Here is a 13,236-nt window from a genome sequence, read left to right as displayed (position 1 = left end):
CCCAGAGGAGAATGACGATGACCAAGAAATATCTGCCACGCGTTGCTGTGTTGTCGGTTGCCATGGCGCTGGCCGCCCCGGCTATGGCCAAGGACCTGACCGTGATTTCGTTTGGTGGTGCCAACAAGGACGCACAGGTTGCGGCCTACTACCAGACTTTTGAAAAGGCTACCGGCCACAAGATCACCGCCGGTGACTACAACGGCGAAATGGCCAAGATCAAGGCCATGGTCGATACCAAGAAAGTCAGCTGGGATCTGGTAGAAGTCGAATCGCCTGAACTGCTGCGTGGCTGTGAAGAAGGCATGTTCGAGAAGATCAACTGGGCGAAAGTGGGCAACAAGGCCGACTTCGTGAAACCGGCAGTTACCGAGTGCGGTGTCGGCATGTTCGTGTGGTCCACCGCAATGGCCTACAACGCCGACAAGCTGAAAGTGGCACCGAAGAGCTGGGCCGATTTCTGGGACGTGAAGAAATTCCCGGGCAAGCGCGGCCTGCGCAAGGGCGCCAAGTACACCCTGGAATTCGCGATCCAGGCTGACGGCGTGAAGCCGGCCGACGTGTACAAGGTGCTGTCGACCAAGGCCGGCGTGGACCGCGCCTTCAAGAAACTGGATCAGCTGAAGCCGAACATCCAGTGGTGGGAAGCCGGCGCGCAGCCGCCACAGTTCCTGGCCTCCGGTGACGTGGTGATGAGCTCGGCCTACAACGGCCGTATCGATACCGCACAGAAGGAAGGCAAGAACCTGAAAGTGGTATGGGCCGGCAGCGTGTACGACGTCGACTCGTGGGCGATTCCTAAGGGCTCGCCAAAGCTGAAGGAAGCGATGGAGTTCATCGCCCACGCCAGCAAGCCGGAATACCAGGCCATCTACTCCAGCAAGATCGCCTACGGCCCGACCAACACCAAGGCGGTGCAGAAGGTGGATCCGAAGTCCGCCACCAACCTGCCGACCTGGCCGGCCAACCTGCGCAGCGCGCTGCCACTGGACGTGAACTTCTGGGTTGAGAACGGCGAAGAGCTGGAAGAGCGTTTCAACGCTTGGGCTGCACGCTAATCGCTGTCCTGGCAGCCTGACACCGTTGCGGCCAACCTTGGCCGCAGCGGGGGACGGCTGCCGTTGTCTGCTGCCATGCGGCCCGGTCCTGACCGGGCTGCACTCATCAAGTGTTTGCCCATGTCCGAGACTATGACCATGAATGCGCCACTGACTGCCGCCGACGGCGAATCCCTGAAAGTCAAGCTGGCCCGCGAACGTCGCAACAAGCAGCTGAAGGCTATCGCGCTGGTTGCGCCACTGGCGCTGTTCCTGTTGCTGACCTTCCTGGTGCCGATTGCCATGCTGCTCAAGCGCAGTGTGGATAACCCGGAAGTCATTACCTATTTGCCGCAGACCTCGGCGGAAATCGCCAGCTGGGATCGCCGCGGCCTGCCATCGGAAGCGGTATTTGCCGCGATGGCACGCGACCTGACCGTCGCCAAAGAACAAAAAACCGTTTCCGAAATCTCCAAGCGCCTGAACATGGACATCAGCGGCTTCCGCTCGCTGATCCAGCGCAGCGCGCGCAAGATGCCGCTGGAAGTGGCCGCCGGTGAATCGGTGCGCGACCAGTTCATCGCGATGGACGAACGCTGGGGCGATCCCGACCACTGGCACGTGATTGCCAAGAACGCCAAGTCGTGGACGCCGTACTACCTGTACAGCTCGCTGGACCTGCGTGAAACCAAGGCCGGCACCCCGGAACTGGCGCCGGAAGAGGAGCGCGCCTTCCTCAGCATCTTCGGCCGCACGCTGTGGATGAGCATGTGGATCACGCTGATCAGCGTGTTGCTGGGCTACCCGATTGCCTACTGGCTGGCCAACCTGCCGGCACGCAAGAGCAACCTGCTGATGATCCTGGTGCTGCTGCCGTTCTGGACCTCGGTGCTGGTGCGGGTGGCGTCGTGGATCGTGCTGCTGCAACAGGAGGGGTTGATCAACTCGGCACTGATGGGGCTGGGCATCATCGGCGAGCCGCTGCAGTTGGCGTTCAACCGTACCGGCGTCTACATCGCCATGGTGCACATCCTGCTGCCGTTCGTGATCCTGCCGGCCTACAGCGTGATGAAGAGCATTCCGCCGACCTATATGCGCGCCGCCATTTCGCTGGGTGACCACCCGTTCGCCGCGTTCTGGAAGATCTACTTCCCGCAGACGGTGGCCGGTGTTGCGGCCGGTGCCTTGCTGGTGTTCATCATGTGCATGGGCTACTACATCACCCCGGCACTGCTGGGCGGCCCGCAAGAGCAGATGGTCAGCTACTACGTCGCGTTCTACACCAACGTTACCATCAACTGGGGCATGGCCGCGGCACTGGGCTCGCTGCTGCTGGTTGCCACCATGACGCTGTACGCGGTGTACAGCAAGCTGGTGGGTGCTAACAAACTGAGTCTGGGGTAAATCATGCTGCCAAACTACGCTTCCCCGATCGAGCGCATCTGGTTCTGGACGTTCCGCATCCTGTGCGTGTCGGTCCTGATCTTCCTGGTGTCGCCGCTGCTGGTGATCATTCCACTCTCGTTTTCGGACAACACCTTCCTGCTGTACCCGATCGAGAACTTCTCGCTGCGCTGGTATCAGGAGTTCTTCGGCAACGAGGTATGGCTGAACTCGCTGAAGAACAGCTTCATCGTGGCGCCGGCGGCGACGCTGCTGGCGATGGTGCTCGGTTCGCTGGCCGCGGTCGGTCTGAGTTCCAGCAACTTCCCCGGCAAGGCGCTGCTGATGAGCATCCTGATCTCGCCGATGGTGGTGCCGGTGGTGATTGTCGGTGTCGGTTCCTACCTGTTCTTCGCGCCGCTGGGGCTGACCAACAGCTACCTCGGCCTGATCCTGGTGCACACCGCGCTGGGCGTGCCGTTCGTGGTGATTACCGTGTCGGCGACGCTGGGCAACTTCAACGTCAACCTGATCAAGGCCAGTGCCAACCTCGGCGCCAACCCGCTGACCACCTACCGCCGCATCGTGTTCCCGCTGATCGCACCGGGCGTGATCTCCGGTGGCCTGTTCGCCTTCGCCACCTCGTTCGACGAGGTGGTGGTGACGCTGTTCCTGGCCGGTCCGGAGCAGTCGACGCTGCCACGGCAGATGTTCGGCGGCATCAAGGAAAACATCAGCCCGGCGATCGCCGCTGCGGCCACGGTGCTGATCCTGTTCTCCATCGCGCTGCTGCTGACGCTGGAGTGGCTGCGCGGCCGTGCCGAGAAGATGCGTACCGCAGTCGAACACTGATCCTGGGGTTTTGTTGCTGCCACGCCCGTACCTGCCGGTACGGGCGTTTTTGTTTGTGGCCGGCGCCGCGCGGCTGTCGCGGTGTGTGACGAAGCCGTCGGCCTTGCGGCCAACCTTGGCGCTGGTGCTGGCCGCACTATGGACTAGCCAGCGGCCATGCCGGCGGCAACCCTGCCGGCAGCAGGGTTGGCGCTGGCCGGTGTGCACGCCATAATCGGCGGTTCGCCGGCGTTGCCGTCCCCGCGTTGTCGCGGGGCGGTAATGCAATCGCCATCGTTTCGCCACAGGTCTGCCCCCATGCGCCGAATGCTTGCCCTGCTACTGTGTTGCCTCAGCCTGCCCGCGATGGCGCTGTCGGTGACCTTCATCAATCCCGGCAAGCACGACGAGGTGTACTGGCTGACCGCGACGCGGGCGATGGAGGCGGCGGCAAGCGATCTCGGCATCCGGCTGCAGGTGCTGTACGCCGAGCGCGAGCATCCGCGCGTGCTGGCGCTGGCACGGCAGATCATCGCGCAGCCGGCGGCGCAGCGGCCGGATTACGTGGTGTTCAGCAACGACTACGGCACCGCACCGGAGCTGCTGCGCCTGTTCGAGGCCGCCGGCATCCATAGCTTCATGGCGTTCAGCGGCCGCGACGACCAGCCGGGCCAGCCGGCAATCGGCCTGCCGCGCATGCACTTTCGCCACTGGCTCGGCTCGCTGGAGCCGCGCGCCGAGGACGCCGGCTACCTCACCGCGCGGGCGCTGATCGAGCGCGGCCGCCGCGCCGGCCTGCCGCGTATCAATGGCAAGCTGCCGCTGCTGGCCATCGGCGGCGACCGGTCCACGCCCAGCTCGCTGCTGCGCAGCGAAGGCATGCGCCGTGCGGTGACCGAGGCCGGCGACGTGGTGCTGCTGCAGGAGGTCTACGCCGGCTGGAACCAGCAGCGCGCGCAGGAGCAGGGCGGCTGGCTGTTCCGGCGCTATCCGCAGGCGCGGCTGCTGTGGGCCGGCAACGACCTGATGGCGTTCGGCGCGATGGACGCCTGGCGCCGGCGCGGCGGCACGCCGGGCAAGGACGCCTTCTTCAGCGGCATCAATACCTCGGCGCAGGCGCTGGCGGCGCTGCGCGACGACAGCCTCAGCGTGCTGGCCGGCGGCCACTTCATTGCCGGTGCCTGGTCGCTGGTGATGCTCTACGATTACCATCATGGACGTGACTTTGGCGACGAGGGGCTGGAGCTGGTGCGGCCGATGTTCACCCTGTTCAACGACCACAGCGCGGCGCAGTTCATGCAGCGCTACGGCAAGCTGGATTTCAGTCGCGTCGATTTCCGCCGTTACAGCAAGCAGCATAACCCCGGGCTGCGTCGCTACAACTTCGATTTCCGCCAGCTGCTGTAAGAACCTGTTCACGATCTGCTGCGCTTCGGCGATACGGCGTTAAAAACGTCTTCGGAATGCTCATTTACTACTTGTAAATTCCGCTTCCTCAGCCGTTTTCGCCTTGTCTCGCGTGAGCGCGCGAGATCGTGAACACGTTCTAACATTTAAAGGATTTATGGTGACCGCTGCCTACCGTCCGCTCGCCCATGTGCTGATCCGCCGCATCGTGCTGCTGGCGACCGCCTGCGCGCTGCTGCTCAGCGCGGTGCAGGGCGTGCTGACCTACCGTCAGGTGCAGCAGCGCTTCGAGGCCACGCTGCAGGACATCGTCAGCAGCAACCTGCCGATGCTGTCGGTCGGCATCTGGGACATCGAGGCCGAGGCGGTGCGCCGCCAGGTGGAAACCATCGTCGCCAAGCCGGAGATCGGCTATGCGCGGCTGAATGTCGCCACCGGCCAGGTGTTTGAGGCCGGCGACGCCGCGCTGCTGCGGCAGCAGCCGGGCCGCCGCTTCGAGATCCCGCCGCCGCGCGGCAGCGGCGAGGCGCTGGGCACACTGCTGATCGTGGTGCAGCCGGCACTGCTGTACCAGGCGCTGACGCAGGCGCTGCTCGCCATCTTCCTCGGCTACCTGCTGCTGACGCTGCTGATCTGCAGCCTGGTCGCCTACGTGCTGCGCCGCGAGGTGGAGCGCCCGCTGCGCGGCATGGCCGAGTTTGCCGGCCGGCTGGCGCCGTCGTCGCTGACCGTGCCGCTGCAGCTGTCGCGGCCGGCGCGGCCGCACCACGACGAGATCGACCTGGTGGCGCGCGGTTTTGCCACGCTGCAGGCGGCGATCAGCCGCCACATCGATACCCTCGACCAGCAGGTGGAGGAACGCACCCGGCAGCTGGATGCCGCGCTCAGCGACATCCGCGAGCTGTCGATCCGCGACGGGCTGACCGGCTGCTACAACCGTGCGCTGCTCAGCGAGCGGCTGCCGTCGGAGCTGGAGCGCGCGCAGCGCTACCAGCGGCCGCTGGCGGTGGTGTTCTGCGATGCCGACCACTTCAAGCCGGTCAACGACCGTTTCGGTCACCTCGCCGGCGACGAGGTGCTGCGCGCCATCGCGCTGCGCATCGGCAGCCAGCTACGGCAGGACATCGACTGGGTGGTGCGCTTCGGCGGTGAGGAGTTCGTCATCGTGCTGCCGGAAACCGATCTTGCCGCGGCGCTGGTGACGGCGGAACGGCTGCGCGCGGCGATCAGCACCTCGGTGATCCTCGCCGACGGCCGCACGGTGCAGATCACCGCCAGCCTGGGGGTGGCCGCGTTCCAGAGCGGGGAGGACGTGGAGAGCCTGCTCAACCGCGCCGATACCCAGCTGTACCTGGCGAAGCAGGGCGGCCGCAACCGGGTGATGGGCTAGCCGCCGTCACCGTCTAGCCCCGCCTCTGTCGTTGCCATTGCGGCCAACCTTGTCTCAAGGTTGGCCGCAATGTTTGGTGGGTCGCGGCACGCAAGCGGGGTGCCGGCGGCAACTTGCCATATACCCTAGTGGGGTATATGATGGCTTAGCGTTGACCATTCCCGGAGCCGTGCCATGTCTGCTACCCGCATCACCCTGCCTGTCGAAGGCATGACCTGCGCCGCCTGCGCGCTGCGCATCGAAAAAGTGCTGTCACGGCAACCGGGGGTCAGCGCCAGCGTCAGTTTTGCCAGCGAAAGTGCACAGATCAGCTACGACCCGCAGCAGCGCAATGTCGAGCAGCTGGTGGCGGCGATCGAGCAGGCCGGTTTCAGCGTGCCGCCGCAAATACTGCAGCTGGAGATCGAGGGCATGACCTGTGCCGCCTGCGCCACGCGCATCGAAAAGGTACTCAACCGCCAGCCGGGGGTGAGCGCGACGGTCAATTTCGCCAGCGAAACGGCGCGACTGCAGCTGGCAGCGGGGGCGCCCGACAGCGCGCAGCTGCTGGCGGTGGTGAGCCAGGCCGGCTACGGCGCCCGCGTTGCCGAGGAGCAGGGCGGCGACAGCCGCGAGCAGCGCGCCGCCGCACGCTACCGCCACGAGTTGCGCTGGTTCTGGCTGGCGGCGGCATTGACGCTGCCCTTCCTGCTGGAAATGGTGCCGATGCTGCTGGGCAGCCATCACGGCTATCTGCCGCGCTACTGGCAGCTGCTGCTGGCCACCCCGGTGCAATGGCTGGCCGGCTGGCGTTTCTACCGCGGCGCCTGGCACGCGCTGCGCGGCGGCGGTGCCAATATGGACGTGCTGGTGGCGCTGGGCACCGGCATGGCGTGGGCGTGGTCGGCGTGGGTGACGCTGGCCGGCTGGTCGCAGCAGCACGTCTATTTCGAGGCCAGCGCGGCGGTGATCACGCTGGTGTTGCTGGGCAAGCTGCTGGAGGCGCGTGCCAAGGGCCGCACCGCCGGCGCCATCCGCAGCCTGCTGGCGCTGACCCCGAAAACCGCCCGCGTCGAGCAGGGTGGCGTGGTGCAGGAGAAACCGCTGTCGGCACTGCAAACCGGCGACGTGGTGCTGGTGCAGCACGGCGAACGGGTGGCGGTGGACGGCACCGTGATCGACGGCGCGGCGGTGCTGGACGAGAGCCTGCTCACCGGCGAAAGCCTGCCGGTGGAGCGCCGCGCGGGTGACAGCGTCTACGCCGGCACCCACAACCAGGGCGGCATGCTCAAGGTGAGCGCCACCGCGGTCGGCAACCGCACCCAGCTTGCCGCCATCGTGCGCCGCGTCGCCGAGGCGCAGGGCAGCAAGGCGCCGATCCAGCAACTGGCCGACCGTATCTCGGGGGTGTTCGTGCCGGTGGTGGTCGCCATCGCCACGCTGACTTTTGCCGCCACCGGGCTGCTCACCGGCGACTGGCAACAGGCGCTGATCCACGCGGTGGCGGTGCTGGTGATCGCCTGCCCCTGCGCGCTGGGGCTGGCGACGCCGACCGCGGTGATGGTCGGCATGGGCAACGGCGCACGTCGCGGCGTGCTGTTCCGCAATGCCGCGGCGCTGGAGCACGCGGCGGCGATCCGGCTGCTGGTGGTGGACAAGACCGGTACCCTCACCGAAGGCAAGCCGCAGGTCAGCGACCTGCTGCCGCTGGCGGAGGTGGACGAGAACGGCCTGCTGGCGCTGGCCGCCGCCGCCGAGGCCGGCTCCGAGCATCCGCTGGGGCGCGCGGTGGTGGCCGCCGCCAGCGCCCGCGGCCTGCCCCTGCCGGCGGTGAGCGCCTTCCAGGCGCACGTCGGGCAGGGCGTCAGCGTCACGCTGGCCGGCAGCACGCTGCGGGTCGGGGTGCCGGACTGGGCGCTGGGCAGCGTGCCGGCGGCGGCGCAGCCGTGGTACGCGCAGGGCAAGACGGTGCTGGCGGTCAGCCGCGATGGCGTGGCGCTGGGGCTGATCGCGCTGGCCGACCAGCTGCGCGCCAGCTCGGCGCAGGCGGTGGGCGCGCTGCAGGCGCAGGGCATCCGCGTGGTGATGCTGACCGGCGACAAGCTGGCCAGCGCCGAACACATCGCCGCGCAGGCCGGCATCGCCGAGGTGCACGCCGCGTTGCGGCCGGAGGACAAGGCGGCGCTGGTCAAGGCGTGGCAGGCGCAGGGGCAGGTGGTGGCGATGGTCGGCGACGGCGTCAACGACGCGCCGGCGCTGGCCGCGGCCAACGTCAGCTTCGCCATGGGCGCCGGCTCCGATGTCGCCATCGACACCGCCGACGTGACGCTGATGGCCGGCGACCTGCTGCACCTGGTCGACGCCATCCGCCTGTCGCGCGCCACGCTGGGCAAGATCCGCCAGAACCTGTTTTTCGCCTTCATCTACAACGTGCTCGGCATCCCGCTGGCGGCACTGGGGCTGCTCAATCCGGTGATCGCCGGCGCGGCGATGGCGATGAGCTCGGTGTCGGTGGTCAGCAACTCGCTGCTGCTGCGCCGCTGGCGCTAGCTGCGGCTGGCGTTGCGGCCAACCTTGTGCCGGCTGGCCCGGTACCGCTCGCTGCCTGCAATCCGGCGGCTTTCTCCAGCCTCAGGCCAGCGGCACGAAGCACTCCTCGTGCCGCGCCAGCGCCGCCAGCAGCGGCCGCGTCGCCAGTGCGTCTTGCAGCGCCTGCTGCAGCGCGTCGGCGTCGGCCACCGGCTCGTACACTTCCATCCAGGTCTGCGCATCGTCGCGGCGCTGCAATAATCTGCCCTTGATGCCGGTTATTTTTTCTATTTCTGCCATTAGCGACGCTATATGTTGCCGGATTGGCAGGATGTTGTCCTGCACGCGGTAGTAGACGTAAAGCGCGGCGGCCATGTTTACTCCTTTTGCACTGCAAAAATAAGGTTATGATAGCCGCTTCGATAGCGACAGAACGGGACGATAGCATGCAGGCGGGTGAGGGCAAGTTGACCCTGGTGGTGATCGGCGTCGGCCTGATCGGTGGCTCGTTCGCGCTGGCGCTGAAGCGTGCCGGCAAGGTTGGCCGCGTGATCGGGGTCGGGCGCTCTGCGGCCAACCTTGCGCGCGCCGTCGAGCTGGGCGTGATTGACGAGGCCAGCCACAGCGCCGCCGACGCGGTGCGCCACGCCGACATCGTGCTGGTGGCGACGCCGGTGGGCCAGATGGCGCGCGTGTTCGCCGAGATCGCGCCGCAGCTGCCGGCACACTGCGTGGTCACCGACGGCGGCAGCACCAAGAGCGACGTGGTGGCGCTGATGCGCCAGCATTTGTCTGCCCAGCTGGCGCAGTGCGTGCCGGCGCACCCGATTGCCGGCTCCGACCTGTCCGGCGCCGTCGCCGCGCAGTACGGCCTCTACGACAACCGCCGCATCGTGGTCACGCCGCTGCCGGAAACAGCTCCGGCCGCCGCCGCTCTGGTGCGCGAGCTGTGGCAGGCCTGCGGTGCGCGGGTTTACGAGATGAGCGCCGCCGAGCACGACGCGGTGTTCGCCACCGTCAGCCACCTGCCGCACCTGCTGGCCTTCGCCTATGTCGACATGATCGTCGCCAAGGCCGACGGCGAGCGCTGTTTCGATTTTGCCGCCACCGGTTTTCGCGATTTCACCCGTATTGCCGGCAGCCATCCGGAGATGTGGCGCGACATCGCGCTGGCCAACCGCGACGCGCTGCTGGCGGAGCTGGACGGCTACCGCGCGGCGCTGGACAGCCTGCGCGATGAGCTGGCCAGCGGCGACGCCGCGGCACTGACCGCACGTTTCGAGCGTGCGCGCGAGGCGCGTCATGGCTGGCACCAGAAGTTCCTGCGGGGCAATTCATGAGCGCGCCGCACGCCACCACCATCTGGGTCGATGCCGACGCCTGTCCGGCGGTGATCAAGGACATCCTGTTCCGCGCCGCCGACCGCACCGCCACCCGCACTGTGCTGGTCGCCAACCAGCTGCTGCGCGTGCCTCCGTCGCCACACATCCGCGCACAGCAGGTGCCGGCCGGCTTCGACGTCGCCGACAACCACATCGCGCAGCAGGCGCAGCCGGGCGACATCGTGGTCACCGCCGACATTCCGCTGGCGGCGCAGGTGGTGGCCAAGGGCGCGCTGGCGCTCAATCCGCGCGGCGAGCTGTACAGCGACGCCACCATTCGCGAGGCGCTGACGCTGCGCAATTTTATGACCGAGCTGCGCGACAGCGGGGTGCAGACCGGCGGTCCGGCGGCATTCAGCCAGCGCGACCGCCAGGCATTCGCCGCGCAGCTGGACAAGCTGCTGCAAAGGTTGGCCGCAAGGCGTCGCTGATCCGGCGCCGCGGTCATGACGGACTTGGCACTGCTCACATAGCCTACGCACCGCGTAGCTGGGCCAAGGCGCGCCACCGCCGACAGCCGCAGGCGCACGGCAAGGCGGCACAACCCCGCCTCAGGGGGGGGGGGGGGCGGTGTTTAGCCGCCGTGCTGGCGGATCACGCCTTCCTTGTCCGCCGGCCGCCAGCCGGCTGGTTTCAGGATCTTGCCGTCTGCCCGACGCGCCACCTTGCCGTCGACGCACTTGGCGAGGTTGGCCGCGTGGATCGCGTCGAACATCTTTTCCACCGGCAGCCCCTGCGACAGCAGCAGGCCGAGCAGCACGTTGAGCACGTCCACGCCTTCGGCCGCCAGTTCGGCGCGCAGCCGCGTCTGCTCTGCCGGCTCGGCCTGCTGGATGCGCTGGTAGTCCTGCAGTGCGACGGAAAACTCCTGCCACTCTTCCTGCAGCATGGTGTGCCACATCGCGAGGGCGGCGGCGTCGAACTGCGGCGTGGCCGGCAGGCTCATGTCGAAGCGCGCCATGAAGTCGCGGCGCAGGGTGAACGGGTTGCTCATCTTGTGTTGTGTGTGGTTTGTTGACGCAATATTTTGTGTTCTGTGCCCGCCGCTGGCAAGTGCCGGCCACGAAAAAAGCCGCTGCATTTGCAGCGGCTTTTGGCTTGCGGCCAACGTTCAGCGGTTTGCCAGCTGGCCCAGCACCTCGAAGTAGTCGGGGAAGGTCTTCGCCACGCACTTGGGGTCGTTGATGATTACCGGGGTACCGAGCAGGGCCACCAGCGAGAAGCACATCGCCATGCGGTGGTCGTCGTAGGTGTCGATCTCGGCATTGGGCGTCAGCGTCGCCGGCGGGGTGACGCTGATGCTGTCCTGCGTCTCCACTACCGTGGCGCCAACCTTGCGCAGTTCGGTGGCCATCGCCGCCAGGCGGTCGGTTTCCTTCACGCGCCAGCTTTCCACGTTGCGGATGGTGGTGGTGCCCTTGGCGGCCAGCGCCGCCACCGCGATGGTCATCGCCGCGTCCGGAATGTGGTTGAGGTCGACGTCGATCGCCTGCAGGCCACCGGCCGGCGCGCGCGCCTCGATCCAGTTGTCGCCGATGCTGATCTCGGCACCCATCAGCGCCAGCGCGTCGGCGAATTTCACGTCGCCCTGGATGCTGCTGCGGCCAACCCCTTCCACCCGTACCGGGCCGCCGGCCAGCGCGCCGGCGGCGAGAAAGTAGGAGGCGCTGGAGGCATCGCCCTCGACGTGGATCTCGCCCGGCGAGCGGTAGCGCTGGCCGCCGGCGATGCTGAAGCGCTGCCAGCCGTCACGCTGCACCGGCACGCCGAAGCGCGCCATCAGGTTGAGGGTGATCTCGATATAGGGCTTGGAGATCAGCTCGCCGACCACCTCGATGGTGACTGCCTCGCCGGTCAGCGGCAGTGCCATCAAGAGCGCGGTGAGGAACTGGCTGGAGACGTTGCCCTTCACCGGAATGACCTTGCCGCTGTTGACGCCGGCCGGCTTGATCTGCAGCGGCGGGTAGCCGTCGTTGCCGAGGTAGGCGATATCGGCACCGGCCACGCGCAGTGCGTCGACCAGGTCGCCGATCGGACGTTCGTGCATGCGTGACACGCCGTGCAGGTGGTAGTGGCCCTGCATCAGCGCCAGCGCCGCGGTCAGCGGGCGGAAGGCGGTGCCGGCGTTGCCGAGGAACAGGTCGGCTTCCTTGACCGCAAACGTGCCGCCGGTGCCGTGCACCAGGAAGTCGCGGCTGTCGCCTTGCTGCTGGACGGTGACGCCCAGCGTGGCCAGCGCTTCCAGCATGCGGCTGATGTCGTCGGAGTCAAGCAGGTCGCGCACCAGCGTCTGGCCGTCGGCCAGCGCGGCCAGCAGCAGGGTGCGGTTGGAAATGCTCTTCGAGCCGGGCAGTTTGACGGTGCCGGCAAGGCGGGGAATCGGGTGTAGCGTCAGTTGTTCCATGGCGGTCTTGCTCTTTGATTTTGTTCGGGCGCGGCGCTGGCCGCTGTCTGCACCGGTCGCGCGTGCGGCGCGTCGGCATCGGGTGATCTCTGTACCGACTGTACCGTTATTGTGCATTGCCGCGCAAACATCCGCTGCGGCGGCAGCTGCGTTACAATATCGGGTTTTCAGTCAGGCTTTCTGTCATGGTCATGCTCCGCCCCGTTATTACCATCGATGGCCCGTCCGCCTCCGGCAAAGGCACCGTGGCGGCACTTGTTGCCCGCGAGCTGGGCTTCCATTATCTCGATTCCGGCGCGCTGTACCGGCTGGCCGCGCTGTACGCGCTGCGCGAAGGCGTGAGCTGGGAAGACGAAAACCAGGTCGCCAGGTTGGCCGCACAGCTGCCGGCGGCCTTTAGCGACGACAAGGTGTGGCTGGATGGCCACGATGTCAGCGCCGCGATCCGCGCCGAGGATATCGGGATGGGCGCCTCCAGAATCGCCGCGCTGCCAAGCGTGCGCGCCGCGCTGCTCGAGCGCCAGCGTGCCTACCAGCAGACACCGGGGCTGGTGGCCGACGGCCGCGACATGGGTTCGGTGGTGTTTCCGCGCGCCGAGCTCAAGGTTTTCCTGACCGCCAGTGCCGAAGAACGTGCCGCGCGACGCTATAAGCAGTTGATCGCAAAAGGGGAATCTGCTAACCTCCCACAGATTCAGCAGGATATTTGTGACCGTGACGCGCGTGACGCGGCACGGAGCGTTGCCCCGTTGAGACAAGAACCGGATGCCCGTTTGCTGGATACCTCCGCGCTCACCATTGACCAGGCGGTCAAGCAGGTGCTGCAGTGGTTTCGCGAACGATAAAGGCGCCCGGTTGTTCATTTTTGTAGCACGCTGCTTCGGTTTCCTTGCA

At 66.9% G+C, this 13,236-nt stretch carries 12 protein-coding genes; 9 read left to right on the top strand and 3 right to left on the bottom strand.

What is annotated here, in order from left to right:
• Positions 1–17 precede the first annotated feature (17 nt).
• From C8E02_RS14815 to C8E02_RS14790, 6 genes are all read left to right on the top strand, one after another.
• On the top strand, positions 18–1,058 hold the full coding sequence (locus C8E02_RS14815) for an ABC transporter substrate-binding protein (RefSeq protein WP_238377255.1): 1,041 nt from the start codon (positions 18–20) through the stop codon (positions 1,056–1,058).
• Positions 1,059–1,178: 120 nt separating this feature from the next.
• Positions 1,179–2,441: an ABC transporter permease gene (locus C8E02_RS14810; RefSeq protein WP_120811999.1), complete on the top strand. Its 1,263-nt coding sequence runs from the start codon at positions 1,179–1,181 to the stop codon at positions 2,439–2,441.
• Positions 2,442–2,444: 3 nt separating this feature from the next.
• Positions 2,445–3,272: an ABC transporter permease gene (locus C8E02_RS14805; RefSeq protein ID WP_120811996.1), complete on the top strand. Its 828-nt coding sequence runs from the start codon at positions 2,445–2,447 to the stop codon at positions 3,270–3,272.
• A gap of 297 nt (positions 3,273–3,569) precedes the next feature.
• Entirely contained in the window at positions 3,570–4,658 is a 1,089-nt protein-coding gene (locus tag C8E02_RS14800; protein ID WP_120811994.1) for an ABC transporter substrate-binding protein, read from the top strand.
• A 157-nt stretch (positions 4,659–4,815) separates the two neighbouring features.
• Complete coding sequence (locus C8E02_RS14795; RefSeq protein ID WP_120811991.1) at positions 4,816–6,048, top strand: GGDEF domain-containing protein; 1,233 nt, start codon at positions 4,816–4,818, stop codon at positions 6,046–6,048.
• A gap of 174 nt (positions 6,049–6,222) precedes the next feature.
• Positions 6,223–8,577, top strand: coding sequence for a heavy metal translocating P-type ATPase (locus C8E02_RS14790; protein WP_120811988.1), 2,355 nt, complete (start codon positions 6,223–6,225; stop codon positions 8,575–8,577).
• An 81-nt stretch (positions 8,578–8,658) separates the two neighbouring features.
• Here the strand turns inward: C8E02_RS14790 and C8E02_RS14785 are convergent, their stop codons facing one another.
• Entirely contained in the window at positions 8,659–8,931 is a 273-nt protein-coding gene (locus C8E02_RS14785) for a DUF4936 family protein (RefSeq protein ID WP_120811986.1), read from the bottom strand.
• A gap of 71 nt (positions 8,932–9,002) precedes the next feature.
• On the opposite strand from C8E02_RS14785, the gene C8E02_RS14780 reads away from it, so the two are divergent.
• Together C8E02_RS14780 and C8E02_RS14775 are read left to right on the top strand one after the other, a co-directional pair.
• A complete protein-coding gene (locus C8E02_RS14780; protein ID WP_120811983.1) occupies positions 9,003–9,896 on the top strand; it encodes a prephenate dehydrogenase in 894 nt (297 codons plus the stop codon).
• Positions 9,893–10,369, top strand: coding sequence for a YaiI/YqxD family protein (locus C8E02_RS14775; protein ID WP_120811981.1), 477 nt, complete (start codon positions 9,893–9,895; stop codon positions 10,367–10,369). The genes C8E02_RS14780 and C8E02_RS14775 overlap by 4 nt, the downstream gene beginning before the upstream one ends.
• Before the next feature lie 143 nt (positions 10,370–10,512).
• Here the strand turns inward: C8E02_RS14775 and C8E02_RS14770 are convergent, their stop codons facing one another.
• A complete protein-coding gene (locus tag C8E02_RS14770) occupies positions 10,513–10,932 on the bottom strand; it encodes a pyrophosphohydrolase domain-containing protein (protein ID WP_120811978.1) in 420 nt (139 codons plus the stop codon).
• A gap of 117 nt (positions 10,933–11,049) precedes the next feature.
• Positions 11,050–12,342, bottom strand: coding sequence for a 3-phosphoshikimate 1-carboxyvinyltransferase (gene aroA / locus C8E02_RS14765; RefSeq protein ID WP_120811975.1), 1,293 nt, complete (start codon positions 12,340–12,342; stop codon positions 11,050–11,052).
• A gap of 191 nt (positions 12,343–12,533) precedes the next feature.
• Here aroA and cmk point away from each other — a divergent pair, with 191 nt between their 5' ends.
• Positions 12,534–13,187: a (d)CMP kinase gene (gene cmk / locus C8E02_RS14760; RefSeq protein WP_120812218.1), complete on the top strand. Its 654-nt coding sequence runs from the start codon at positions 12,534–12,536 to the stop codon at positions 13,185–13,187.
• Positions 13,188–13,236: the final 49 nt, after the last annotated feature.

The sequence above is a fragment of the Vogesella indigofera genome (genome assembly GCF_003633895.1).
Lineage (GTDB): Bacteria > Pseudomonadota > Gammaproteobacteria > Burkholderiales > Chromobacteriaceae > Vogesella > Vogesella indigofera.
The sequence above is the reverse complement of the archived record's forward strand: the minus strand, read 5'-3'. Positions and strand labels throughout refer to the sequence as shown.